The organism is Amycolatopsis decaplanina DSM 44594 (assembly GCF_000342005.1).
Lineage (GTDB): Bacteria > Actinomycetota > Actinomycetes > Mycobacteriales > Pseudonocardiaceae > Amycolatopsis > Amycolatopsis decaplanina.
Genome location: NZ_AOHO01000019.1, coordinates 1 through 23,014, shown reverse-complemented (window position 1 = coordinate 23,014; position 23,014 = coordinate 1). Strand labels below are relative to the sequence as shown.

Below are 23,014 nucleotides of genomic sequence, written 5' to 3'. Positions count from 1 at the left end.
GTTAACCGTTCACTGGTTCGGTGCCGTTCACCGACGGAATTCGTCCATTTCGCCGAGCCGGGCGATATTCGCCGTTTCATCGGGGTCGGGCACGACACCGGAAAGGAACACGCCGGTGATTTCGACGGCCACGTCGGGAGCGAGCCGCTTCAGGCTCAGTGCCAGCACATTGGCGTCGTTCCACTTGCGCGCGCCCGCGGCGATCCAGGTGTCCCAGGCCAGTGCCGCGCGGACCCCGGGGACCTTGTTGGCCGCGATGGCCGTGCCCGTCCCGGTCCAGCACATCACCACGCCGAAATCGGCCTCACCGTCGGCGACCGACCTGCCCACCGCCGCGCCGAGTTCCGGCCAGACGTCCGACGTCGCCGGTCGGAGCACCTCGTGGCCCGCCTCGGCGAGATAGGCCTGGACGGCGTCCGTGGTGGCGTTCCGGTCGTCGGCGGCGAAGGCGATCCTCATGTCCGGATCGTAACGCCGCGTCGACCGGTGACGAACCGGAAGTCATGGGAGGATCTCGGCGTGGACTCGTCTGCGGAGGAGCACCAGGTCCAGCGTGACCAGGAGATCGCACGGACACGGATTCTCGACACCGCCGCCCGCCTGATCGGCGAGGCAGGCTTCGCCCGGCTCAAGATCGGCATGATCTGCGCCAGGACCGGCTATCCCAGCGGTGTCGTCCACCAGTTGTTCGGCTCGAAGGAGACGCTGGTGCAGCGGCTCGTCGAGTTCGCCGCGGAGAAGTTCGCCGATGTTTTCGGCGCCGCCGTCGCCACCAGGACCGGCGGGCTGACCCCCAGCCCGATGGACATGCTGCGGGCCCTGCTGGACGTCTTCTTCGAGCTGCTCACCGACATGCCGCCGCTGAACCGGGCGTTCGTGGTGCTCTGGACGGACGCGACCGTCGGCGATCCGGCGGTGCGGTCGGCGATGACCGAGGCCGACCGCCGGTACCGGTTCGCCATCGCGCAGACCATCGCCGCCGGGCTCGCGGACGGCTCCATCACCGGTGTCCGCGACCCCGACGCGTACGCGGCGGCGCTGGTGGGCCAGCTGCGGGGGATCGCCGTGGCCGCGATCATCGATCCCGGTGGCATCGATCTGCGTGCCGTCCGCGCGGAGATGGAATACGCCGTGGACCGGCTCGCCTAAGCGGTTTTCGTCAGCTCGGCCGCACCGAAGGACACGTTGAACCGGTCGCACCAGATCGTCACGCTCGAATAGCGCGCCAGATCGGTGCCCGCGGGCAGCGGGTAGTTCTGGCTTCCCTTGTTGCCCTTGAGTTTCCCGGCGCTCACGTGCGCGCCGTCGTCGAACACGAACCAGCCGTCCTTGCCGGGGAGGACCGGCGCGTCGGTGAGCCAGACCCGCAGATCCGGTCCGTTGCTCGTGTCGAGGTTCTCCAGGCGCAGCACCAGCGAACCGTCGGCCGCACGCAGGATCCGGACGTCGCCGCTGGTCGCGTGTTCGTGGCCGATCAGTGCGCCGGTCGCCACGACCGTGGGCTCTTTCGGGGCGGGCGTGGCACTTTCGGAGGTTTGAACCGAAGGCTGGGCGATGACGGGCAAGGCCTCCTGGACGGTTTCGTTCACCCAGAGCTTCCACGGCTGGAACCAGTAGAGGCCCGCGGCCACCGCCACCACCAGCCCGGCCGCCAGTACGGCGAGCACCCGCTTGCGTTTCATGCGGTCATTCAACCGCGCGAACCGTCCGGATCGCCTGATTCGCGCGGTTACCGAACTCTTACGGCGTGAGCACCACCTTGCTCGAGATCGTCCCGGATTCGGCCAGCCGCATCGCTTCCGCGACCCGGCTCAACGGCAGGCGCGCCGCGACCTGCGCCGTGATCGTGCCGTCCTTCAGTGCCGTGAAGACCTGGGTGAGGTCTTCGCGCAAGCGGGCGCGGAACCGGTTCTTGGCGAAGGACCGGCCGGCCCAGACGTTGAAGAAGTACGCGTTGCGGCCGTTGGGCAGGCTGTTCCACACCAGCACGCGGGCGAGGATCTTGAGCACGGGCAACTGCTTGGAGCCCTCGTCGTCGCGGGTCGCGGCACTGCCGTAGGAGACGAGGGTGCCACCGCGGGCGAGCAGCTTCCACGACGCGGGCACGCTCGCGCCGCCGACGTGGTCGAAGACGGCGTCGACCCCCTCGGGCGCGAGTTCCCGGACGCGCGCGGAGATGTCCTCTGTCCGGTAGTCGATCGGCATGACTCCCTGACGTCGCAACGCTTCGTGGTGCCGTTCCGACGCCGTGCCGATCACCTGCACACCCGCCTGCGCGGCGAGCTGGACCAGCAGCGAACCGACCCCGCCGTTCGCGCCGTGGACCAGGATCGTCTGCCCGGCACGTACCCGGGCCTTGCGGTGCAGCATCTGCCAGGCGGTGATGCCGTTGACCACCGCGGTCTCGGCCTCTTCGGCGCCGAGCCCGTCCGGGACGGGTACGACGTCGGCGGCGTCGAGGACCACATGGCTGGCCCAGCTCCCGACCTTCGTCAGCGCGGCGACCCGGTGGCCGGCGAGTCCTCGGTCGACCCCGTCGCCGGTGGTCAGCACCGTGCCGACCAGGTCATAGCCGGGGACGAAAGGGAAGGGCGGCTGGTCGTAGTACTTGCCGCGGCGCATCTGCTGTTCGGCGAACGACACCCCGGTCGCCTCCATCGCGATCACGACCTGGCCGGGACCGGGCTCGGGAAGCGGGCGTTCCCGCAGCTCCAGGCCTTCCGGCTCGACCTTGCCCGGCAGTACCACCTCGGTCAGCATGCCCATCGTGATCTCCTCGATTGCTTGTAGCGTCCGTTAGAGCTTATAACCATAGTGAGCACTGCTCTCGAAAAAGTCAAGCGGGGTAACGTCCGGGTTTCGGTGTCTTGGCCGGCTTCTCGCCGCTTGACACGATGCCGACCTGAAAGGGCGTCGGCCGGGATCTACGGCGTACTCATGTTCCTTCCCGTCGGGATCGCGGCCTTCCTGTTGTCCTGCGGCAGGGAGAGCGTGCCGGTCTGAGTTACTTTGGGGGAGTGCCTCGTTCCCCCATCGGCGACATCCTCGACGTGAACGGTGCCGCCGTTCATGTCCGTCAGGACGGTGCCGGGCCGCCGTTGCTGTTGCTGCACGGGTATTGCGGATCGGTGCACTGGTTCGACCGGCTCACCCTCGGCCTGTCCGCGGGGCACCACGTGATCCGGGTGGATCTGCTGGGGCACGGTTGTACCGGCGGTTCTTCCGGTGCTTCCGGTCTCGACGCGGTGTCGCAGGCCCGCATGGTGGCCGCCGTCCTCGACGCGCTGGGCGTCGAGGACGTCCTGATCGCCGGTCATTCCTTCGGCGCGGATGTCGCTTTGGCACTTGCCGCGATCTCGCCGAGGGCCGGTTCCTTGGTGTTGATCGGGCAGGCTCCGGACTACGGCTACGCGTCATTTCCGCCGGGCAGCCCGGTGCTGCTGCCGATCGTCAGCACGCTCGTGCGGCGGATCGCCCATCGGCGGTGGGTCCGGTTCGCTTCGCGGTTCCGTCGAGGGGTCTTGTTCGACGATCCCCTGCAGGACCTGGCCGATCACGCCGTCACCGCTCCGGCGATGGCCCGGGTGGTGCTCGTCGAACGCGCGCGATTGCTGGCCGCGCGGCCGTTGGACGAGCAAGTGGCGGATTTGGCGTTGCCATGCTTGGTTATTCTCGGGCGGCGGGACCGTTTTTACGACTGTGAAAAGACTTTCGCGCGATATTCGGCGGCGGGAGCCCGGGTTGAGGTCGTGGAGGGCGCCGGGCACTCGCCGTTCTTGGAGCGACCGGCCGAGGTGGCTCGGTTGCTTCGGGAGTTCCGGGCATAGCGGTCGCGCCGTATCGGCGGCCAAGGGCGTGAGTCCCGAGCGTCACGTTCGAGACGGTGAGCGTCTCGGACGAGGCGCTCGAGACCCGCTCATCGTCCGAGGCAGGGAAAGCTCACACCTCGCCTCAAAGCCCGAACCGCGCGCAAGCATCCCCGATTGCCTGATCCAGCACGGCGAGCCCTTCCGCCAGTTCGTCCTCCGTCGCGGTCAGCGGGGGAGCGATCCGGAACACCCCGCCCATCCCCGGCAGCTGCACGATGTTCATGTGCAGACCCAGTTCGAGGCAACGCCGCGTGACCAGCGCGCCCAGTTCGTCGGAGCTCCGTTTGGTGGAACGGTCCACGACGAGTTCCACGCCGACCAGCAGGCCGCGTCCGCGGATGTCGCCGACGACGGGATGACGAGCGGCGAGGTCGTCGAGGCCGCGGCGGAGGAAGGCGCCCAATTCGGTGGCGCGTTCGTCGAGGCGGTCGCGGGTGAGGACGTCGAGCACGGTGTTCCCGACGGCCGCCACCAGCGGGTCCGCGACGTGTGTGGTGAAGAACAGATAGCCGCGGTCGTGCGCCTCTTGCTCGATCTCCGCGCTCGTGATCACCGCCGCCAGCGGGAGCCCGGCGCCCAGCGTCTTGGACAGCGTGAGGATGTCGGGGACGACCCCGTCGCGTTCGAACGCGTACCAGTTTCCCGTGCGGCACAGGCCGGTCTGTGCCTCGTCGAGGATCAGCAGCATCCCGCGTTCGCGGCACTTCTCCTGCAGGGCGGCGAAGTATCCGGGCGGCGGCTCGATGATCCCGCCCGAGCTGAGGATCGGTTCGACGACGCATGCCGCGAGGCTGCCGACGGACTGGGCGTCGATCATCTCGAACCCGAAGTCCAGCTGGCGCTTCCAGTCCAGTTCCCCGTCAGGGGTGAGGAAGTCCGGCCGATAGGAATTCGGCGCGGGAATGGCGAAGTTGCCGGGCGCGGTCGGACCGTAGCCTTTACGGCCCGCGCTGTAGGTCGCGTTCGCCGCCGCTTGCGTCATCCCGTGCCACGACCTGGCGAACGACACGATTTCGTGTTTCCCGGTCACCAGCTTCGCCATCCGGATCGCGGCCTCGTTCGACTCCGCCCCGGTGGTCAGCAGCAGTGCCTTTGCCAGCGGTGACGGCAAGGTCTCGGCCAGCCGCCGCGCGAGGTCGACGACGGGGCGGCTCAGCATCCCGCTGAACAGGTGGTCCAGCGAGCCGATCTGCCGTCGCACGGTCTCGACGATCTCCGGATGCGAATGCCCGAGGATCGCGCTCATCTGCCCGGACGTGAAGTCGAGGATCCGCCGCCCGGACTCGGTGAACAGATAGCTCCCGGCGGCGTGGTCGATGATCTCGCGGGTGAAGTCGCCGGCCCCGGCGTAGCGCACGAGGTGCCGGTCGGCGTCGGCCCAGAAACGGTCGGCGGTGGACAGTTCGGTGGTCGGAGCAGCCATACCTCGACGGTAAAACGGATCCGAGCGACACGTCCATCTCACGATTCCGGCTGTGCTGTTCGGCTGATCCGTACAACAATGGATGTCATGCTCAACCCTTGGAGGCTCAGTCTGCTGAGCCGGCTGGACACGCTCGGCACCGTCCGCGCGGTCGCCAAGGCGGCCAACCTGAGCGCGTCGAGCGTGTCCCAGCAGCTCGCGGTCCTCGAGGCCGAGACGCGCACCCACCTGCTGGAACGCACCGGCCGCCGGGTCCGGCTGACCCCGGCCGGGCGGATGCTGGCCCGCCGCGCGAGAGCGATCCTCGACCACATGGACACCGTCGAGGCGGAGCTGCGCGGTCTCGGTGAGGAGCCGGCGGGGCTCGTCCGCCTCGGCGCCTTCCAGAGCGCGATCCACACCATCGCCGTCCCCGCGGTGAACCGGCTGGCCCGTTCGCATCCGCGACTCCAGATCGAACTGCTCGAACTCGAACCGCACGTGAGCATGCCCGCGCTCCGCGTCGGCGACGCCGACGTCATCATCACCACCACGGACTTCGTCGAGCAGCCGCTGGGGCCCGACATCGACCTCGTACCGCTCGCGACCGACCCGATCGTGCTCGTCGTGCCGCCCGGTCATCCGGCCGCGGGCCGGGGCCCCGCCGACCTCGCCGCCTACGCGAGTGAGCCCTGGGCGTTCGACATCCCTCAGTCGTACATGGCGAACCTCGCCACCCGGCTCTGCCGCGAAGCCGGTTTCGAGCCGCGTGTGATCGCCCGGTTCAGCAACTACATGATGACCTTGCAGCACGTCGAGGCCGGGCTTTCGATCGCCCTCCTGCCCGGCCTCGCCGTCGACAGGCGCTACCGCGTCGCCACCCGCGAACTCGCGACGCCGGTCGACCGCTCCATCACCGCGGCGATCAGGCGCGGGTCCGCGCCTCGCGCCGCTGTCGACCTGGTTCTCGAGGCGATCCGGAGTCATCCTGAACTGCCGCTGTGAACCCGTGCCGCCGCGCCACCAGCACCACGGCCAGCGTCGGCACGAGCAGCACCAAAACACTCCAGGGGAACGACTCCGCGCCGAAGCCGTCGAGGAGGACGCCGCCGGCGATCCCGCCGCCCGCCATCGCCGCGTTCCACAGGGTGACCAGCATGGCCTGCGCGATGTCCGCCGCGCCGCTCTTGTCGCCAGCCTGCGCGGCGGCGGTCTGCAGCAGCGTCGGGACGCCACCCCAGCCGAGCCCCCACAGCGCCGCCGCGATGTAGACCAGTGCCGGATTCTCGCCCAGCAGAGCCAAAATCGCCGACCCGCCTGCCACGAGGAGGGTGCCGGTGACGGTCAGCGGACGCAGCCGCCGGTCGATGTGGACGCCGGCGAACCAGATGCTGACCATCGAAGCCAGCCCGAACACCAGCAGGATCTCCTCGACCGAACCACCCATCGATACGTGTTCGAGGAAGGTGGCGATGTAGGTGTAGAGGATGTTGTGCGCCAGCACGAAGGTCAGCGTCACGAACAGGACCGCGGCCACGCCGGGCACGGCGAGGGTCTTGCGCACCGGGAGCCTGCCGCCCTTGTCCTGGCCGGGAAAATCGGGGACTGCCAGGGTGATCCAGCCGAGCAGGCCGAGCGCGAGCACCGACATGAGGGAGAACGTCACCTGCCAGCCGAAGACGCCGCCCAGGAACGTGCCGGCGGGCATGCCGAGCGAGAGCGCGAGGGGGATGCCGGTCATCACGACGGCGATCGCCTTGCCCCGCATCGGTTCCGGCGCCAGCCGCCGGGCGTGACCGGCCAGCAGCGCCCACACGACGCCCGCCGCGATCCCGGCGACGAACCGCGCGCCGAGGGTCAGCGGATAGTTCGTGGACAGCGCCGTGACGGTGTTGGCGACGGCGAAACCGGCGACTCCGGTCAGGAGCAAGCGTTTGCGGCGCCAGCCCGCGGTCGCGGCGGACAGGGGGATCGCGGTCAGGGCGGTGCCGATCGCGTACACCGTCACCAGCTGGCCGGTCGCCGCTTCGCTGACGCCGAGGCCGGTGCTCATCGCAGGCAGCACGCCCGCGGGCAGGGCCTCGGTGAGGACGGTGACGAACGCCGCCGTGGTCAGCGCGAGCAGCGCGCCGAAGGGGAGTTTCGCAGTCATGCTCCGTATGCTCGAACCATCACATAGATGTGAAGGTCAAGTCGGCCGGAGTGAGGTGGCGCACATGCGGATCGGGGAGCTGTCGGAGCGGACGGGAACGTCGCGCCGGCTGCTGCGGTACTACGAGGAGCAGGGCCTCATCGTCTCGCGGCGGCAGGCCAACGGCTACCGCGATTACGACGAGTCGTCGGTCGACAGGGTCATCCAGGTCCGCGGCCTGCTCGACGCCGGGCTGCCGACCCGCATCATCAAGCAGATCCTGCCGTGCCTGGACAAACCCCGGCAGATCTACTTCCCGGACGCGACCGCGGAGATGCTCGAGACCCTGGAGGCCGAGCGCGACCGGATGACCCGGCGGGCCGAATGCCTGCTCCGCAACCGGGACGCGATCACCGAGTACCTCGACGCGGTCCGTGCCTACGACCCGGCGTCCTGAGCCGGAGGGACATTCCTCGCATCGGTCTTGACAGTATGAGAAAGCGCTTTCAGGATGTGGGCAGGAAAGCGCTTTCAAAGGAGAACGGATGACCACGCGGAAACTCGGCGTCGTGATGAACGGCGTCACCGGGCGGATGGGCTATCGGCAGCACCTGGTGCGCTCGGTCCTGGCGATCAGGGAGGCGGGCGGGGTCGAACTGTCCGACGGATCGCGGGTCCAGCTGGAGCCGGTCCTGGTGGGGCGCAACGCGGACAAGCTCGAAGAGATCGCCACGCGGCACGGGCTGACCCGTTGGACCACCGACCTCGACGCCGCCCTCGGCGACGACGATCTCCCGCTCTACTTCGACGCGCAGCTGACCGCCGTCCGGGAGAAGTCGATCGTCCGCGCCATCGACGCGGGCAAGCACATCTACACCGAGAAGCCGGTCGCGGAGTCGGTCGAAGGCGCGCTCGCACTGGCACGGCACGCGGAGGCCGCCGGGGTCAAGAACGGCGTCGTCCACGACAAGCTGTACCTGCCCGGCCTGCTCAAACTGAAGCGGCTGATCGACAGCGGCTTCTTCGGCCAGATCCTCTCCGTGCGCGGCGAGTTCGGCTACTGGGTCTTCGAGGGCGACTGGCAGGCGGCGCAGCGCCCCAGCTGGAACTACCGCGCCGAAGACGGCGGCGGCATCGTCGTCGACATGTTCTGCCACTGGAACTACGTGCTGGAGAACCTCTTCGGCGCCGTCAATGCCGTGACCGCGAAGGCCGTCACCCACATCCCGGAGCGCGTCGACGAGAAGGGCGACCGGTACGCCGCCACGGCCGACGACGCCGCGTACGCGATCTTCGAACTCGAAGGCGGGATCATCGCCCAGCTCAACTCGTCCTGGTGCGTGCGGGTCCATCGCGACGAACTGGTGGAGTTCCAGGTCGACGGCACCAAGGGCAGCGCGGTCGCGGGTCTGCACAAGTGCGTCATCCAGCCGAGGGAGGCCACCCCGAAGCCGGTGTGGAACCCGGACCTCGCCGAGACGCGGTCGTACCGTTCGCAGTGGCAGGAAGTGCCGGACAACGAGGACTTCGGCAACGGTTTCCGCGCCCAGTGGGAGCAGTTCATCCGCCATGTCGTGGAGGACGCCCCGCACCCCTACGACTTCATGGCAGGGGTACGCGGCATCCGGCTCGCGGAAGCCGGCCTCGAGTCCTCACGGGAGAACCGCCGGATCTCGCTGGGCTAACGCCCGAAGACCGCTCCCGGGTCCTCGGCGATCAGCACCGAGATCTCCCGGATCTTGCGGTTCGTGTGCTGCGACGCCTCAGTGAGCCAGCGGAAGGCCTCCTCGGCGTTCAGCTCCAGACGTGCCATCACGATCCCCTTCGCGGTGGCGATGGCGTCCCTGGTCTCCAACGCGGTGACCAGGGTCTCCGCCTGCCGTTCGGCGGCGGCCCAGCGGGACGCGGTCAGGATGATCGCCGAGATCGCCGAGGTGAACATCGCGACCAGTGCCGCTTCGACCGGGTCGAAGGCGTTCTTCTGGAAGCTCCAGACGTTGAGCGCGCCGGACAGCGGCTCGGATTCGCGTCGCTTGACGTGGGAGTCGCCGGGGACGAACAGCGGGCAGGCCAGCGCGGTCCGCACGCCGAGCTGGTCGGCGGTGGCCGCGAAGTCCGGCCAGCGTGCGGCCGCGTCGGCGTCCAGCAGGGTCCGGACGATCGTCCCGCCTTCGGCGGCCTTCAGGCAGGGGCCCTCGTCCGCGCTGTACTGCGCCTTGTCCAGGGGCAGCAGGGACTCGTCGGTGGCGGCGACGGTGCTCGGTTCGTTGTCGGAGTACAGCGTCACCGTGGCGGCGTCCGCGCCCGGCAGCAGGCCGACCACCTTCTTCGCCACCCGTTCCAGCAACTCGTCGCGGGGCTCGTCGAGCCGCATCGACTCCGTGAGCTCCCGCAACGCCGAAGCGGTGTCGCGAAACTGATCCATCATGGCCCTTTCCCTCGGACGGCGGATTTCGCCGACCACCCGAACGTACTCGTTCCGGCTAGCCGGGCATTGGCCGATTCGGGGTAACCCGTGGACGGTGGCCCGCCGGTTCGGTGGTCATCAGGCCTTCGCCGCGCGTGAGCCCGGGCAGTTGCTGTTCGAACCGGGTGACCTGTCCCGCGGGCAGGACGCCCGTCAGTTCGGCCCGGTCGCCCCTCGCCACCGAGCCGGTGACGGTCCCGCCGCATTCGACCAGCAGGGAGAGCGTCGCGGTCACCGAGCCGGCGGGCAATTCCACCTCGACCCGGCTGACCGGTTCGAGTACTTCGGTCCCCGCCTCCCGGAGCGCTTCTTCCAGCACGAGCGGGGTGACCTTGCGGAAGTCGCCCGCCGCGCTGACCGGGCTGAAGTAGCCGGTGTGGGTGACGGTCACCACGCAGTCGATCACCTCCCGGCCGGACGGGCCCCGCCGCAGCGTCGCGTCGACGGTCTCCTCGATGGCCTTGTGGAAAGCGAGGGGGAGGGAGCCGAGTTCGACGTCGAGCCCGAAGGTCAGTCCGGAACCGGGGGCGCCGGGACCGACCCGCAGCCCGAGCGTCGCGAAGCAGGGATTCCGCTTCTCCGTGATGAGCCACACCGCGTGCCCCGTCCCGATCGGCCGTTCGACGCAGACCGGCCGGGTGAGGCTGAACTCGACGTCGAGGCCGTGCTGCGAGGCGAGCGTCTCCGCGATGATCTCCTTCTGCACCTCGCCGTAGAGCCGCACCGAGATCCGGCGTGTCTCGTCCTGCCGGACGGTGATCAGCGGATCCTGTTCCGCCAGTTCCTGCAGGGCTGCGAACACCGACGGCGTTTCGGCAGGCCGGGTGGGACTGACCACGGTTTCCAAGGCAGGCGGCGGGAACTGCGTGGAGGCGCTTTCGCTGTCGGGGACGCCGACGAGGTCACCGATCCGGATGTCCTTGAGTCCGGTGACCTTGGCGATCTGCCCGGCCCGCGCGCGGGCCTCGACGGTTTCGTCGCCGAGTTCGAAAACGCGTACCGCGCTCACCTTCGCCTCCGTCGTGATGACCTCGCCCGGGCCCCGGCGATGGAACCGGACGTGGTCCCGTGCGCCGATCTCGCCGGAGAACACGCGGACGTAGGCGATCTTCTCGTGCGCGCTCCCGCGTTCGATCTTGAACACGGCCGCGCGCAACAGGCCGTCCGGAACGGGTTTCCCCGACCCGGCAAGGAATTCACGGAGGCCGGAGATCAGCTCGGTGATCCCTTCACCGCTGCGCGCGGAGCCGAAGAAGACGGGGGAGACGACGCCGAGCCGGGTCTGGCGGACGACCTCGGCCCGGTAGTCCTCTGCCGTCACCGTGTCTTCGAGATACGCGGCGAGGAAGGCGTCGCTGTGGTCGGCCAGTTGTTCGGCCAGACCGGACGACGGTGAGACCGGCCGCGGCCGGACCTTCGCGGCCGACGTGCCGAGGCCGTCGACCTCGGACATCGGCACGCACGCGACGCCGAGGCGTTCGGCGAGGTCGGCGAGGAGGCCGTCGTGACGGGCGCCTGCCCTGTCGATCTTGTTGACGAAGATCAGCACGGGGATCCGCAGCCGCGCGAGCGCGCGCATGAGCACCCTGGTCTGGGCTTGCACCCCCTCGACGGCGGAAACCACGAGGACGACTCCGTCGAGCACCCGCAGCGCGCGTTCGACCTCGGCGATGAAGTCCGGGTGGCCGGGGGTGTCGATCAGGTTGACGCGCAGGTCGCCGATGCGGAACGACACGACGGCCGAGCGGATCGTGATGCCGCGACGGCGTTCCAGCTCCATCGTGTCGGTGCGGGTGTCTCCGGCGTCGACGCGGCCGAGGGTGCCGATGGCACCGGTGTGATGGAGCAGGCGCTCCGTCAGGCTCGTCTTACCGGCGTCGACATGGGCGAGGATTCCGAGGTTCAGATACTCCATGGATGAACGGCTCCAGGGCTGTCGAAAGGTCCGTACGACTCGGGGACTCGACAGCTCGGCGCACGCCGTTCTCCTTTTTTCCGGGAAACACCTGGGCGCGCCGGACATTAGCAGCGTGTTTCCGGCCGGTCACGCGATTTAAGGCCGGCCTGAGTGCCCCGCCTCGTGAGTGGCTAGGACGGTTAGAACCGTCCTAGCCACTCACGAGGTTCCGGGCGTTGCTGAAGTGCGGAATCCGTGCTTCACTCCTTGCGTGCCGTACCGACGTACCCCGAAGACGCAGGCCAGACTGGATTCGCAGCGAGGCGAGATCCTGGCCGCGGCCATCGCGCTGCTGGCCGAGACCGGCTACGCGGGCTGCTCCATGGCCGCGGTCGCCGCGCGGGCGGGCGTGGGCACCGGCAGCGTGTACCGGCAGTTCCCGTCCAAGGCCGACCTCGTCGTCGAGGTCTTCCGCGAGGTGGTCTCCCGGGAGGTCGACGCCGTCGAGGCCGCCGCCTCCCAAGGCGACGTCCGCGAGCGGGTGGTCGCCGTGATCGAGACCTTCGCCGGCCGGGCGTTGAAGGCGCCGAGGCTGGCGTACGCGTTGCTGGCCGAACCGGTTGACGCCGTGGTCGAGGCCGAGCGACTGGTGTTCCGCCGCGCGTTCCGCGAGGTCATCGCCAGGACGATCGCCGACGGCATCGAGAGGGGACTGCTGCCCCCGCAGGACGCGGAAGCGACCGCCGCGGCATTGGTCGGCGCGGGCGCGGAAACGCTGGTGGGCCCCTTGGCCGGGGAAGGCGGACCGGACACGATCCCGCACCTGGTCACGTTCACCCTCCGGGCACTGGGGAGCTCCGATGGCGTTTGAGACGCTCACTTACCGAGTCGAAGACCGGAAGGCCTACCTGACCTTGAACCGCCCCGAGCGGCTCAACGCGATCAACGACGTCATGCCCCGCGAGATCCGGCAGGCCGTGGAGCGGGCGAACGAGGACGACGCGGTCCGGGTGATCGTGGTGCGCGGCGAAGGCCGGTCGTTCTGCGCCGGGTACGACCTCAAACAGTTCGCGGAGGAAGACGCCGAAGGCCGCTGGAACCAGGGCCCGGTCTGGGACCCGGTCAAGGACTACCGGCTGATGAAGCGCAACACCGACGACTTCTTCAGTCTGTGGCGGTCGCTGAAGCCCACCATCTGCCAGGTCCAGGGACACGCGATCGCCGGAGGCAGCGACATCGCGCTGTCGTGCGACGTGCTGATTATGGCGACCGACGCGCGTATCGGCTATCCGCCCGCACGGGTGTGGGGCTGTCCGACGACCGCGATGTGGGTCTACCGCGCCGGGGCCCAGCGCGCGAAGCGGATGCTGCTCACCGGCGACACCATCGACGGCGCCACCGCGGCGGAATGGGGACTCGCGCTCGAAGCGGTGGAACCCGAACGGCTCGAAGCCGCCGTCGAGGAACTGGCCGACCGGATGGCGGGTGTGCCGACGAACCAGCTGGTGATGCAGAAGCTGATGATCAACCAGGCCTACGACAACATGGGCCTGTCCGGCACCCAGACGCTCGCGACGCTTTTCGACGGCATCACCCGGCACACCCCGGAAGGGCGCTGGTTCCGCGAGTTCGCCGAACGTGATGGTTTCCACGAGGCGGTGGCCTACCGCGATTCCGGACAGGTCATCCCGGACGGCGGCGGACCGCTGCCGGAGAACACGGATCCCAGGAGGTCGTCATGACCGCGAACACCGAAAGCGAACGGGTCGCCGAGCGCCTGCAGCGCTCCGCCGCGCGGCTCTCCTACGACCCGGACGTCGACGTCGACTGGCTGGCACCGCTGGTCGACGGGGCGTACGGCAAGGCGCCGGAACGATGTTCCTTGTACGGCACCGAATTGTGGGAGCGCCTCGGCGAAGACCAGCGAGGTGAGCTGAGCCGTCAGGAGGCCGCGGCCGCGGCGGCGTCGGGCATCTGGTTCGAACTGATCCTCATGCAGGGCCTCGTGCGCCACGTCTACAACAGCGACCCGACGACCCACAACGCCCAGTACGCGCTCACCGAGATCGCCGACGAATGCCGTCACAGCACCATGTTCGCCCGCTCGATCGCGAAGACCGGCGGCGTCGTCCGGCGCCCGAGCCGCTCGGCGCACCGCGCGGGCAAGGTGTTCGGCGCGATCTGTGGTCCGGCGCTGCTGTTCGCCGGCGCGATCTACGTCGAAGAACTCGCCGACGGTATGCAACGCGAGATGATGCGCGACTCCAGCCTGCAGCCGATGATCCGGATGATCTCGCGCATCCACGTCATCGAAGAGGCACGCCACATCAGCTTCGCCAAGGACGAGCTGGGCCGGGCCTGGGCCCGTCACGGTCGCGTCGGCCGCGAACTGATCCGCTGGGCGATCGCCGGGATGGCCTACGTCGCGACATCGGAGTTGTTGCACCCCAAGGCATACACCTCTGTCGGCCTCGATCCCCGTGAAGCCCGCCAGGTCGCCGCGGCGAACCCGCACTGGCGCCGGACGAAGGCGGCGTGGGCGGCCAAGGCCGTCGAATACTTCACCGAGATCGGCCTCATCGGCGGCCCGAGCCGCCGGCTCTGGCGCCGCGCCGGCGTCCTCGACTGAACAAAGGAAGGCAACCCCATGTCCGCACGCACCGGCAAGCTCCTCGGCCTCGGCATCGCCGCGACCGGTCTCGCCCACTTCGCCGCTCCGGCTGCCTTCGAACCAGTGACGAAGATGGCCTTCGCCGACGACATCCGCAACTGGACCTACCGCAACGGCGCCACCGAACTCGCCATCGGCCTGGCGATCGCGGCCCGCCCGACCCGCAAGGCCGGGATCGCGGGGCTGGCCGTCTACGCCGGCTGGCTGGGCAAGCGGGTGCTCACCCGGCGTTGACCCACCCCGGCGACGTCAGTTGGCCAAGGTCCAATCGGGCCAGCACTGACCGAGCTGGGGCCGGATGTACGGACAACGCGATGGAGGACCTGGGCAGCTGTGCCGACGGGTCCTCGACTGGCGGACCATAAGTCAAGCCGTGCGTGGATCAGGTTGCGGTCAGGATTGCCAGGGCTCTGTCGAGGTCGTCGGGCTCGACGCCGAGTTCGGTGCGGGCGATGTCCGGGTCGAGGTTCATGGCGGTGGCGTGCAGGTTGCTCCATTGTGTGGGGTGGAAACCGATGGTGAATCCTTGGCGGCGTTGCCGGATGCCTTCCCTGCGGATCAGAAGTTTGATGGCGCTTGGGGGGAGTTTCCAGATGCGTTTGGGAGGGCGGCCGGCTGCGGTTGCGAGGCGGGTGAAGAGGTCGGTCCAAGGGAGGTTTGCGGTGACGATTGGATAGTTTCCGTTGGCGCGACGGTCCAGCGCTGCGACGGCGGCTTGTGCGACTTGAGTGACGGTGACGACGGCGGTGGTGCCGGGGTAGGCGAGAATGTCCGCGTTGCCGACGGACATGCTGTGCAGCATGGGTTCGAGAGGTGATTGCCGGCCTGGAGTCGTGCCTGCGACGTAGGGGAGTTCGAGGACGGCCACGGAGGTTTCCGCGTTGACCGCGGCGCGTGCGCGCTCGGCTTGTTCGATTCTGCTGGCAATGTACGGACTGAGTTCTGCCAGGCGGAGTGCCGGCTGTTCGCGTTGCAGGGTGGCGTAGAAACTGCCGAGGATGACGGCGCGGTCGCACCGCGCCCGGCATGCGGCGGTGAGCAATCTGGCGACGGGTGCGACGTTGGTGTCGTGGAAGAACGCGGCGATGTCGGCGTTGCGCGGTGCGGCGACGGCGGCGGCCGATGCGACGATGATGCCCCTGTGGCCGGCGACGACCGTGTCGAGTCGTTCCTCGGACAGATCGGTGAGGTCGCCGAGTTGGACTGTTACCGCGGCGGGGAGGTTCGTAGGTGGCGTGCGGACCAGCACCGTGACGTCGTGCTCGTGTGCCAGTAGTTCACGCACGATGTGATGTCCGATGAAGCCGGTTCCGCCTACTACCAGGACCTTCAAGGGGCTGTCCTTTCAACGGTCGCTGGGAGTGCCCGTTGGGGCGCTGATGGTCCGGTCGGTAGGCCACAGCTACGCGGTGTGCTGTTACGCCACCAGATTACCGCGCTGGTCATGCCGGTGCCTCTCCGCGACAGTCAGCGGATGTCCGTTCGGTCTCAGCTGAAAACTGGGATCGGCTTGACCAGCTCACAGTCGCGTATGGCGGCGGCGCGCGATTCCCGCGCCGTCAAAGAATCGGCACAGCGGTCGTATCTACTTCGGGTCACCGCGGTCGATCCGACTCGCGTTGACAGTTCAACTTCGGTCCGGGCAGGGTTTGAGCGCAGCGAGGACGAGCAAGCGGGAGAGCACGGGTTCGGATGAGGCGAGAGCGTATTGCCCGGAGGTTGCTGAAGTCGTCGGCCGGGCGATCCTACGATCCTGAAGTCGATATCGACTGGTGTGCGCAGGTCGACGAGGCCAAGCTGTACTTTCCGACGCATCGGCTGCCTTTGTACGGCACCCTGTTGTGGGAGTCGCTGTCTTCCGGGCAGCGGATCGAGTTGGCGCGGCAGGAAACGATCACGTTGTTGTCCGTGATCATCCACGCCGAGCTCAGCCTCATGCGGTCATTGCTTCGCGCTGTGCAGGAAGGTGTTCCAGGGGCCGGCCCTGAGCTTTACGCGCTGACAGAAGTCGCCGACGAATGCCGGCACTCGACGATGTTCGCCAAAGCCATAACCTGGCTCGGCGGTTCGGTGGTACCCCAGTCGAGGCTCATCACCAAGCTGGTCAACGTCGTGTCGGCGGTCATACCGCAGGGCGCGTTCTTCTGGGCCAGCGCGTTGTTCTTCGAGGAGCCGGTGGATCGCCTGCAACGCGAGGCGATGAACGATGAACACATCCAGCCGTTGCTTCGGATGGTCTATCGGATCCACGTGCTGGAGGAAAGCCGGCACGTGACGTACGCCCGTGAGGCCGCACGGCGGACGCTGGAGGAAGCCGGACCGTTCTCACGTCGGCTGAACCGACTCGGGGTGGCATTGCTGGCATGGTCGCTGGGGCGCGCGTTGCTCCGACCGGCGACCTACCGGAGAGCCGGACTCGACCCGAGGGCCGCATACCGCGCGGCTCTGACCAATCCGCGCTACTACGAGTCCTTGCGCTGGATGTCCGAGCGGCTGGTCGCGTTCTGCGGTGACGCCGGCTTTCTCCAGGGCAGGATGACCTTGGCCCTCTGGCGGAGATCCCACCTGCTCTGACAGGGACTTCGTAACTCCTGGCGTGTGGTCAACGGTCCGATACCTGGGCGTGTACGAAACCACCGAAGAACCAGATCGGTCCCTGAACGGACCCGTCAGCGCGGGTCAGGTACCGGCGTTGTGCCTCGGCGCCTTCCAGGTCTTCGACCAGCTCGAGCCGGTGCGCGGCGAGTAGTTCATTCGCGCGGCCCCGCTGGATACCCCACCGCCAGGGCTCACCGCGCGAGGCGACGTCCCGCAGGACCGCCTGAGCCTGAGGGATCTCAGCCCTGCCGTCGAGGATCTCCCGCCAGCAGTAGTCGAAGACGAGTGAGCTGCCGGGCGCCTGCTGCGCGAACCAGCGCAACGTCGTATCGACGCCCTCCTGCCGCAAGTACGGGGTCACGCCCGACCACAGCACGACCGTCTTGGCCGAGGGATCGTAGCCACCCTTGTGCAGTACCTCTGCCAGGTCATCTTCTTCTAGGTCCGCGGCCAGATATCGAACACGGGAGTCGGGTAGCGCACAGGCTCGCTGTTGCTTGCGCGCGGACATGTGCGGCTGGTCCACCTCGAAGACCGACGCGGTTCCGATCTCCTGCCGCATACGATGGGCCCGGGTGTCGAAGCCGGCGCCGAGAAGGACGACCTGGGTGGCGCCGCCCGCTGTCGAGGCGGACAAAACCCCGTCCATGTATTTCGTCCGGACCACTTCGTACCACAGCCCGGCGGCCCACTTTCTCCGGATCGCCCGGCTGACCACGTGACGCAGCCCAGGAATCTTGATCGACGCGCGAAGGGGCGGCCACCAAGGCAGGATTCGCGAGGCGTACAAGTCGGGGTTTCGCAACTCGCGCTCCGGCTGCAGGGCGCCCGCGGCCCGGAAGAGCGTGACCGACTCCGCGGTGGAAATCTTGGACATGTCAGCTCATCTCGCCTGATCGAGGGACAGCGTTCAGGCGAACCCGTACCCGATCGGCCTCCGGGACGCCAAGGCGGTCGTAGCGTTCCGACGCTTGTTGCCAGTGGACGGCCGCCGCATGTATTTCACCGTACGCCAAGCAGGTATGCGCGGCCCCGCCGTGACCTCCGGCATGGCGCGGCGACGCTGTCGTTGGCCGCGGGAACCGACCTGGAGACGGCGCAAGCGTTACTGGGTCACGCGAGCGACACCTACGAGGACGGAAGATCTGCAGGCCGCGCGCCACTCGCGGTCGGCGACAACGAAGCCAGGGCCGCGGACGAGGTCCGCACCTTGTTCATCGTGGAGGGGCACTCGACCGGGCTCACGGTGGCCCTACCTCGGACTCACACATCAACAAAGCCCACCAACGGCATCCCTGAATTAAGGAATAATCGTTGGTGGGCTTTGTTTTCGAACTGTGCGCCATCAGGGACTCGAACCCCGAACCCGCTGGTTAAGAGCCAGCTGCTCTGCCAATTGAGCTAATGGCGCCTGCTTGTTCCGCCGCTTTGGTGTTCCCCTCGGCGACGTGGAAAACATTAACACAGGGTTGCTGGGGCCCGTTTCAGGGGGGTCCCCTAACGGCGGGCCGGGACGTATTCGGCCATCCGGCCGCAGGTGTTGCGGCCGGTCAGGCAGACTATAGCCAGACGTAGGGGTTGGTACCACGCGAAACGGGCGGTGTGCATGAGGGTCTGGGGAGCGACGGGGCGGTCGCGGGTGGCTGTGGTGGCTTTGGTGGCCGGGTTCACACTGGCCGCGTGCAGCAGTACACCGTCGGGTGAATCGCCGTCGCCGGGTGGTGCTCCCGGGGGTTCGCAGCAGAGTGGAGCGCCCGCGCCGGCGCCGAAGCCCGCCGTGATGACGCTGACCCCGGCGCAGGGTGCGGCGGACGTGGCGCCCGGTGAGCCGGTCACGGTGGCCGTCGCCGACGGCAAGGTGGGCGAGGTCAAACTGACCGGCGCCGACGGCAAGGTCGTGGCGGGCAAGCCGAAGGAGGACGGTTCGGGCTGGGAGTCGGCGGAACCGCTCGGCTACGGCAAGACCTACACCGTCACCGCGGCCGCGACCGGGACCGACGGAAAGCCGGTCACCTCGACCTCGACGTTCTCCACGGCCAAGCCCGGCCGTCAGATCGGCGTCTCGATCAACCTGGTCGAGGGGGAGACGGTCGGCGTCGGGCTGCCGTTGATCTTCACCTTCACCGCCAACGTCCCGGACAAGGCGGCGACCGAGAAGGCACTGAAGATCGTCACCGAGCCGCAGGCCGAGGGCGCGTTCCACTGGTTCGGCGAAAAGACAGTGATGTGGCGGCCCAAGGAGTACTTCAAGCCGGGCACGAAGATCTCGGTCAACGCGGCGATCTACGGCAAGAATCTCGGCAACAACACCTTCGGTCGCGAGGACAAGCCTGCCAAGGTGGTCGTCGGCGACAAACTGGTCGCGACCGCGGACGGCGGCACCCATCAGATGAAGGTCGTCGTGAACGACCAGGAGGTCAAGCAGATGCCGATCTCCATGGGCAAGCCGTCGAGCAGCACCCCGGCCGGGACCTACACGGTGATGAGCGAGCACACCGGGTACACGATGGACTCCAGCACGTACGGCGTGCCGACGGACAGCAAGGCCGGCTACCGGACGTTCGTGAAGTACGCGGTGCGCATGTCGAACAGCGGCATCTTCTACCACTCGGCGCCGTGGTCGGTCGGTTCGCAGGGCAAGCGGAACGTGAGCCACGGTTGCATCAACCTGTCGACCGAGAACGCGAAGTGGCTGATGGACACTTCGAAGAAGGGCGACATCATCACGGTCACCAACTCGGGCCCGCAGGTGCTGGAGCCGACCGACGGCTGGTCGGTGTGGCAGATGTCCTGGGACGACTGGAAGACCGGCGGCGACCGGAACTGACCCGTTGTCATGAGGGGTCCCCTTAGGACGGATTTCGTCCTGAGGGGACCCCTCATGGCGTTCCGGGCGGAGGCATGCCGTTGAAGTATCCCGGCTCGGGTTCGGCGGATAGGCCGTGCAGGCCCGGCCATCGTCTCATGGCATCCTCCACGCGAGTTCCTTCCTGAACTCGCGCGAGCGTCACGCCGTGTTGCCGGTACCTCTGAAAAAGCGAAACCCCAGCTTGGCGGACGAACCGGCCAAACTGGGGTGATGGGGTGAGCGACGGGTTTCGAACCCGCGACCTCCTGGACCACAACCAGGTGCTCTACCAGCTGAGCTACGCCCACCATCGCCGGGCTCGGGAAGCTTCTCCTCACCTCGGCCGCACTATATTAGCGTGCCCGTTTCCGGGGCTCGCAACGGGTTACCGTTCGTGGCGTTCCTGCACTTCAGCGGCCGCCGCCTTGGCCTGTTCGGTGGTCGGGCCGGGCTGCGGGACGAAGGCGACGCGACGGTAGTAGTCGAGCTCCCCGATGGATTCCTTGATGTCGGCGAGCGCGCGGTGCGCGAGGCCCTTCTCGGGCTTGGCGTAGTAGATCCGCGGGTACCAGCGCCGGACGAGTTCCTTCACCGACGACACGTCGACCATGCGGTAGTGCAGGTGCGCGTCGAGAAGGGGCATGTCGCGGGTGATGAAGCCGCGGTCGGTGGCGATGGAGTTGCCCGCGAGCGGCGCGACGTTGGCCTCGGGTACGTGGGTGCGGATGTACTCGAGTACGCGCTGCTCGGCTTCTTCCATGGTGACCGTGGAGCGCCGGACCTCTTCGGTGAGGCCGGAGCGGGCGTGCATTTCGCGGACGACCTCCGGCATGCCGTCGAGGGTTTCGTCGCCGGCATGGATGACGATGTCGACGCCTTCGCCGAGGACGTTGAGTTCGGCGTCGGTCACCAGCGCGGCTATTTCGATCAACGCGTCCTTGCCGAGGTCGAGCCCCGTCATCTCGCAGTCGATCCAGACTAGGCGGTCGTTCACCCCGAAACCCTAACCCGACCCGGGGATTCATGACGCGCGACGTGCGGGTTCGGCGCGTTGCTGGCAGCGTGTGCATCCTCAGGTGAGCCATATCACAGACCAGGGAGCGACAGTGGCCGAACAGGGTCCAGCCCAGGAGATCGCGCAGGGGTACGTGAGCGAAGGGGCGGCGGTCGAGCTCGGCGCCGTCGTGATCGACGGCAAGGCCGACGCCGCCGCGTCGGTCCGCCTGCCGCTGGCGACGCTGAACCGGCACGGGCTGGTCGCGGGCGCGACCGGGACGGGGAAGACGAAGACCTTGCAGCTGATCGCCGAACAGCTGTCGGCGGCGGGGGTGCCGGTGGTGCTGGCGGACGTGAAGGGCGACCTGTCGGGGCTTGCCGCGCGAGGCGAGAGCAACGACAAGATCGCCGAACGCGCGGAAGAACTGGGTGACTCCTGGGAGCCCGCCGCGTTCCCCGTTCAGTTCCTGTCGCTGGGAACGGGGGGCAAGGGATCGCCGATCCGGGCGACGATCACGAGTTTCGGCCCGATCCTGCTGTCGAAGGTGCTGGGGCTCAACGAAACCCAGGAGTCGACGCTCGGCCTGATCTTCCACTGGGCCGATCAGCGCGGCCTGGCGTTGCTGGACACGAAGGACCTCCGCTCGGTCATCACGCACCTGACCAGTGACGAGGGCAAGGAGGACCTCAAGGGCATCGGTGGCGTCTCGGCCGCGACGGCCGGGGTGATCCTCCGGTCGCTGTCCAATCTGGAGGCTCAGGGCGGCGAGGACTTCTTCGGCGAGCCCGAGCTGGACGTCCACGATCTGATGCGGGAAGACGGCGGCAAGGCGATGGTGACCTTGCTGGAGCTGGACAACCTCCAGTCGAAACCCGCGCTGTTCTCGACGTTCCTCATGTGGCTGCTGGCCGAGTTGTTCGAGGAACTGCCCGAAGAGGGCGACCTCGACAAGCCGAAGCTGGTGTTCTTCTTCGACGAGGCGCATCTGCTGTTCAACGACGCGTCGAAGGCGTTCTTGGAGCGCATCGAGCAGACCGTGAAGCTGATCCGGTCGAAGGGTGTCGGCGTGTTCTTCTGCACGCAGCTTCCGACGGACATCCCCAACAACGTCCTGTCCCAGCTGGGCGCGCGCGTGCAGCACGCGTTGCGCGCGTTCACGCCCGAGGACCAGGCGGCGCTGACGAAGACGGTGAAGACGTACCCGAAGACGAAGCACTACGAACTGGACTCGGCGCTGACGTCCCTCGGTATCGGCGAAGCGATCGTCACCGTGCTTTCCGAGCGGGGCGCGCCGACTCCGGTCGCGTGGACCCGCCTGCGCGCACCGCGTTCGAAGATGGGGTCCATCGGTGCCGAAGCCATCTCCGCGGCGACGACGTCTTCGGATCTGCACGCGAAGTACGCCGAGACGATCGACCGCGAGTCGGCCTACGAGAAGCTCGCCGCGAAGGTGGCGGCTCCGCCTGCCGGTGAGGCTCCGCCGGAAGCGCCTCCGGCTCCGAAACCGGAGAAGGAAGGGCCTGGCATGGTCGAGCAGGCGATGAAGAACCCGGCGGTGAAGTCGTTCCTTCGCTCGGCCGCGAGCGCGCTGGGACGGGAGATCACCCGCGGCCTGTTCGGGAACCGGAGGCGGTGACGAATACCTGACGCGTTCTGTCAGGTATTCCGGGCAGACTCGGCGGCATGACCAACACCGCGACAGCCTCGTTCACTGTGGACGGCTGGGATCCGCAAGTCACCGAGAAGGCCGAAGACACCGAGTTCTCGCGGGTGCGGCTGACCAAGACGTTCACTGGTGAGATCGAAGGGACCAGCGCTGTCGAGATGCTCACGGCGGTAAACGGGACGTCGTCGGCGTACGTCGCCTTCGAACGGCTGGCCGTCTCCGTCGACGGGCGTAAGGGTGGTTTCGTCCTGCATCACTCGGCGGGGGAGAACGGGCATCACCTGATCGTCTTGCCGGGCTCCGGCCACGGCGAGCTGGCCGGCATCACCGGTACGGCGGAGATCGTCCAGGACGACGAAGGCAACCACACCTTCACCCTCACGTACGAACTCTGAAAGTCCGTGAAGACATCCCTGGGTTTTGTTTGTCAAGCGGCGGCGTGGTTTTGTCTGGTTTGTTCGGTGTTGT

Annotated in this window: 23 protein-coding genes and 2 tRNA genes; 13 read left to right on the top strand and 12 right to left on the bottom strand. The window is 67.9% G+C overall.

Going from position 1 to position 23,014, the window contains the following annotated elements:
* Positions 1-27 precede the first annotated feature (27 nt).
* The gene (locus tag H074_RS01275; RefSeq protein WP_007028200.1) at positions 28-459 is read right to left on the bottom strand and encodes an RpiB/LacA/LacB family sugar-phosphate isomerase; all 432 of its coding nucleotides are present in this window, start codon (positions 457-459) and stop codon (positions 28-30) included.
* A gap of 60 nt (positions 460-519) precedes the next feature.
* Here H074_RS01275 and H074_RS01270 point away from each other — a divergent pair, with 60 nt between their 5' ends.
* Positions 520-1,149, top strand: a complete 630-nt coding sequence (locus H074_RS01270; protein WP_007028199.1) for a TetR/AcrR family transcriptional regulator — start codon at positions 520-522, stop codon at positions 1,147-1,149.
* Here the strand turns inward: H074_RS01270 and H074_RS01265 are convergent.
* Together H074_RS01265 and H074_RS01260 are read right to left on the bottom strand one after the other, a co-directional pair.
* A complete protein-coding gene (locus H074_RS01265) occupies positions 1,146-1,682 on the bottom strand; it encodes a DM13 domain-containing protein (protein ID WP_007028198.1) in 537 nt (178 codons plus the stop codon). The genes H074_RS01270 and H074_RS01265 overlap by 4 nt on opposite strands.
* 58 nt (positions 1,683-1,740) lie before the next feature.
* Positions 1,741-2,766, bottom strand: a complete 1,026-nt coding sequence (locus H074_RS01260) for a medium chain dehydrogenase/reductase family protein (protein WP_007028197.1) — start codon at positions 2,764-2,766, stop codon at positions 1,741-1,743.
* A 251-nt stretch (positions 2,767-3,017) separates the two neighbouring features.
* Between H074_RS01260 and H074_RS01255 the strand changes: the two genes are divergently transcribed.
* Complete coding sequence (locus H074_RS01255; protein WP_007028196.1) at positions 3,018-3,827, top strand: alpha/beta fold hydrolase; 810 nt, start codon at positions 3,018-3,020, stop codon at positions 3,825-3,827.
* Between the two features lie 124 nt (positions 3,828-3,951).
* Here H074_RS01255 and H074_RS01250 read toward each other — a convergent pair whose 3' ends face one another.
* On the bottom strand, positions 3,952-5,292 hold the full coding sequence (locus H074_RS01250) for an aspartate aminotransferase family protein (RefSeq protein WP_007028195.1): 1,341 nt from the start codon (positions 5,290-5,292) through the stop codon (positions 3,952-3,954).
* Positions 5,293-5,379: 87 nt separating this feature from the next.
* Here H074_RS01250 and H074_RS01245 point away from each other — a divergent pair, with 87 nt between their 5' ends.
* The gene (locus H074_RS01245) at positions 5,380-6,276 is read left to right on the top strand and encodes a LysR family transcriptional regulator (RefSeq protein WP_007028194.1); all 897 of its coding nucleotides are present in this window, start codon (positions 5,380-5,382) and stop codon (positions 6,274-6,276) included.
* Here H074_RS01245 and H074_RS01240 read toward each other — a convergent pair.
* Positions 6,197-7,423 (bottom strand): MFS transporter, encoded by a 1,227-nt coding sequence (locus H074_RS01240; RefSeq protein ID WP_007028193.1) that lies wholly within the window; start codon positions 7,421-7,423, stop codon positions 6,197-6,199. The two genes, H074_RS01245 and H074_RS01240, sit on opposite strands and share 80 nt — an antisense overlap.
* Before the next feature lie 64 nt (positions 7,424-7,487).
* On the opposite strand from H074_RS01240, the gene H074_RS01235 reads away from it, so the two are divergent.
* Together H074_RS01235 and H074_RS01230 are read left to right on the top strand one after the other, a co-directional pair.
* Positions 7,488-7,859: a MerR family transcriptional regulator gene (locus H074_RS01235; RefSeq protein WP_007028192.1), complete on the top strand. Its 372-nt coding sequence runs from the start codon at positions 7,488-7,490 to the stop codon at positions 7,857-7,859.
* Between the two features lie 88 nt (positions 7,860-7,947).
* Positions 7,948-9,087 carry a Gfo/Idh/MocA family protein gene (locus tag H074_RS01230; protein ID WP_007028191.1) on the top strand — a complete coding sequence of 380 codons (1,140 nt, stop codon included), beginning with the start codon at positions 7,948-7,950 and terminating at the stop codon, positions 9,085-9,087.
* On the opposite strand, the gene H074_RS01225 is transcribed toward H074_RS01230, so the two are convergent.
* Both H074_RS01225 and H074_RS01220 read right to left on the bottom strand, forming a co-directional pair.
* Positions 9,084-9,827 (bottom strand): GAF and ANTAR domain-containing protein, encoded by a 744-nt coding sequence (locus tag H074_RS01225; protein WP_051071869.1) that lies wholly within the window; start codon positions 9,825-9,827, stop codon positions 9,084-9,086. The genes H074_RS01230 and H074_RS01225 overlap by 4 nt on opposite strands.
* 58 nt (positions 9,828-9,885) lie before the next feature.
* The gene (locus H074_RS01220; protein WP_007028189.1) at positions 9,886-11,784 is read right to left on the bottom strand and encodes an elongation factor G; all 1,899 of its coding nucleotides are present in this window, start codon (positions 11,782-11,784) and stop codon (positions 9,886-9,888) included.
* Positions 11,785-12,037: 253 nt separating this feature from the next.
* Between H074_RS01220 and H074_RS01215 the strand changes: the two genes are divergently transcribed.
* From H074_RS01215 to H074_RS01200, 4 genes are read left to right on the top strand one after another with little or no spacing between them, the layout of a single operon-like run.
* Complete coding sequence (locus tag H074_RS01215; protein WP_007028188.1) at positions 12,038-12,637, top strand: TetR/AcrR family transcriptional regulator; 600 nt, start codon at positions 12,038-12,040, stop codon at positions 12,635-12,637.
* Positions 12,627-13,508 (top strand): crotonase/enoyl-CoA hydratase family protein, encoded by an 882-nt coding sequence (locus tag H074_RS01210; protein WP_007028187.1) that lies wholly within the window; start codon positions 12,627-12,629, stop codon positions 13,506-13,508. The genes H074_RS01215 and H074_RS01210 overlap by 11 nt, the downstream gene beginning before the upstream one ends.
* Positions 13,505-14,395: an AurF N-oxygenase family protein gene (locus tag H074_RS01205; protein WP_007028186.1), complete on the top strand. Its 891-nt coding sequence runs from the start codon at positions 13,505-13,507 to the stop codon at positions 14,393-14,395. Before H074_RS01210 ends, H074_RS01205 begins: the two co-directional genes overlap by 4 nt.
* An 18-nt stretch (positions 14,396-14,413) precedes the next feature.
* Positions 14,414-14,671, top strand: a complete 258-nt coding sequence (locus tag H074_RS01200) for a hypothetical protein (protein WP_007028185.1) — start codon at positions 14,414-14,416, stop codon at positions 14,669-14,671.
* Positions 14,672-14,819: 148 nt separating this feature from the next.
* Here the strand turns inward: H074_RS01200 and H074_RS38670 are convergent, their stop codons facing one another.
* Positions 14,820-15,770 carry an NAD-dependent epimerase/dehydratase family protein gene (locus H074_RS38670; RefSeq protein ID WP_007028184.1) on the bottom strand — a complete coding sequence of 317 codons (951 nt, stop codon included), beginning with the start codon at positions 15,768-15,770 and terminating at the stop codon, positions 14,820-14,822.
* A gap of 359 nt (positions 15,771-16,129) precedes the next feature.
* Between H074_RS38670 and H074_RS01190 the strand changes: the two genes are divergently transcribed.
* On the top strand, positions 16,130-17,011 hold the full coding sequence (locus tag H074_RS01190) for an AurF N-oxygenase family protein (RefSeq protein WP_039921184.1): 882 nt from the start codon (positions 16,130-16,132) through the stop codon (positions 17,009-17,011).
* Positions 17,012-17,039: 28 nt separating this feature from the next.
* Here the strand turns inward: H074_RS01190 and H074_RS01185 are convergent, their stop codons facing one another.
* Both H074_RS01185 and H074_RS01180 read right to left on the bottom strand, forming a co-directional pair.
* Entirely contained in the window at positions 17,040-17,912 is an 873-nt protein-coding gene (locus tag H074_RS01185) for a class I SAM-dependent methyltransferase (RefSeq protein ID WP_007028182.1), read from the bottom strand.
* Between the two features lie 461 nt (positions 17,913-18,373).
* Positions 18,374-18,446, bottom strand: a tRNA-Lys gene (locus tag H074_RS01180).
* A gap of 195 nt (positions 18,447-18,641) precedes the next feature.
* Here H074_RS01180 and H074_RS01175 point away from each other — a divergent pair.
* Positions 18,642-19,862 carry a L,D-transpeptidase gene (locus H074_RS01175; protein WP_200865743.1) on the top strand — a complete coding sequence of 407 codons (1,221 nt, stop codon included), beginning with the start codon at positions 18,642-18,644 and terminating at the stop codon, positions 19,860-19,862.
* A gap of 253 nt (positions 19,863-20,115) precedes the next feature.
* Here H074_RS01175 and H074_RS01170 read toward each other — a convergent pair.
* Both H074_RS01170 and orn read right to left on the bottom strand, forming a co-directional pair.
* A tRNA-His gene (locus tag H074_RS01170) sits at positions 20,116-20,191 on the bottom strand.
* A 77-nt stretch (positions 20,192-20,268) separates the two neighbouring features.
* On the bottom strand, positions 20,269-20,877 hold the full coding sequence (gene orn, locus H074_RS01165) for an oligoribonuclease (RefSeq protein ID WP_007028180.1): 609 nt from the start codon (positions 20,875-20,877) through the stop codon (positions 20,269-20,271).
* Between the two features lie 112 nt (positions 20,878-20,989).
* On the opposite strand from orn, the gene H074_RS01160 reads away from it, so the two are divergent.
* Positions 20,990-22,516 carry a helicase HerA-like domain-containing protein gene (locus H074_RS01160; protein ID WP_007028179.1) on the top strand — a complete coding sequence of 509 codons (1,527 nt, stop codon included), beginning with the start codon at positions 20,990-20,992 and terminating at the stop codon, positions 22,514-22,516.
* Positions 22,517-22,563: 47 nt separating this feature from the next.
* Positions 22,564-22,941, top strand: a complete 378-nt coding sequence (locus H074_RS01155; protein WP_007028178.1) for a DUF3224 domain-containing protein — start codon at positions 22,564-22,566, stop codon at positions 22,939-22,941.
* Positions 22,942-23,014 lie beyond the last annotated feature (73 nt).

Excerpts from the sequence above, each read along its gene's own strand:
- H074_RS01275 (WP_007028200.1), bottom strand. The coding sequence starts at position 459 with ATGAGGATCGCCTTCGCCGCCGACGACCGGAACGCCACCACGGACGCC.
- H074_RS01265 (WP_007028198.1), bottom strand. The coding sequence starts at position 1,682 with ATGAAACGCAAGCGGGTGCTCGCCGTACTGGCGGCCGGGCTGGTGGTG.
- H074_RS01260 (WP_007028197.1), bottom strand. The coding sequence starts at position 2,766 with ATGGGCATGCTGACCGAGGTGGTACTGCCGGGCAAGGTCGAGCCGGAA.
- H074_RS01250 (WP_007028195.1), bottom strand. The coding sequence starts at position 5,292 with ATGGCTGCTCCGACCACCGAACTGTCCACCGCCGACCGTTTCTGGGCC.
- H074_RS01245 (WP_007028194.1), top strand. The coding sequence starts at position 5,380 with ATGCTCAACCCTTGGAGGCTCAGTCTGCTGAGCCGGCTGGACACGCTC.
- H074_RS01240 (WP_007028193.1), bottom strand. The coding sequence starts at position 7,423 with ATGACTGCGAAACTCCCCTTCGGCGCGCTGCTCGCGCTGACCACGGCG.
- H074_RS01235 (WP_007028192.1), top strand. The coding sequence starts at position 7,488 with ATGCGGATCGGGGAGCTGTCGGAGCGGACGGGAACGTCGCGCCGGCTG.
- H074_RS01230 (WP_007028191.1), top strand. The coding sequence starts at position 7,948 with ATGACCACGCGGAAACTCGGCGTCGTGATGAACGGCGTCACCGGGCGG.
- H074_RS01225 (WP_051071869.1), bottom strand. The coding sequence starts at position 9,827 with ATGGATCAGTTTCGCGACACCGCTTCGGCGTTGCGGGAGCTCACGGAG.
- H074_RS01220 (WP_007028189.1), bottom strand. The coding sequence starts at position 11,784 with ATGGAGTATCTGAACCTCGGAATCCTCGCCCATGTCGACGCCGGTAAG.
- H074_RS01210 (WP_007028187.1), top strand. The coding sequence starts at position 12,627 with ATGGCGTTTGAGACGCTCACTTACCGAGTCGAAGACCGGAAGGCCTAC.
- H074_RS01205 (WP_007028186.1), top strand. The coding sequence starts at position 13,505 with ATGACCGCGAACACCGAAAGCGAACGGGTCGCCGAGCGCCTGCAGCGC.
- H074_RS01200 (WP_007028185.1), top strand. The coding sequence starts at position 14,414 with ATGTCCGCACGCACCGGCAAGCTCCTCGGCCTCGGCATCGCCGCGACC.
- H074_RS01190 (WP_039921184.1), top strand. The coding sequence starts at position 16,130 with ATGAGGCGAGAGCGTATTGCCCGGAGGTTGCTGAAGTCGTCGGCCGGG.
- H074_RS01185 (WP_007028182.1), bottom strand. The coding sequence starts at position 17,912 with ATGTCCAAGATTTCCACCGCGGAGTCGGTCACGCTCTTCCGGGCCGCG.
- H074_RS01175 (WP_200865743.1), top strand. The coding sequence starts at position 18,642 with ATGAGGGTCTGGGGAGCGACGGGGCGGTCGCGGGTGGCTGTGGTGGCT.
- H074_RS01155 (WP_007028178.1), top strand. The coding sequence starts at position 22,564 with ATGACCAACACCGCGACAGCCTCGTTCACTGTGGACGGCTGGGATCCG.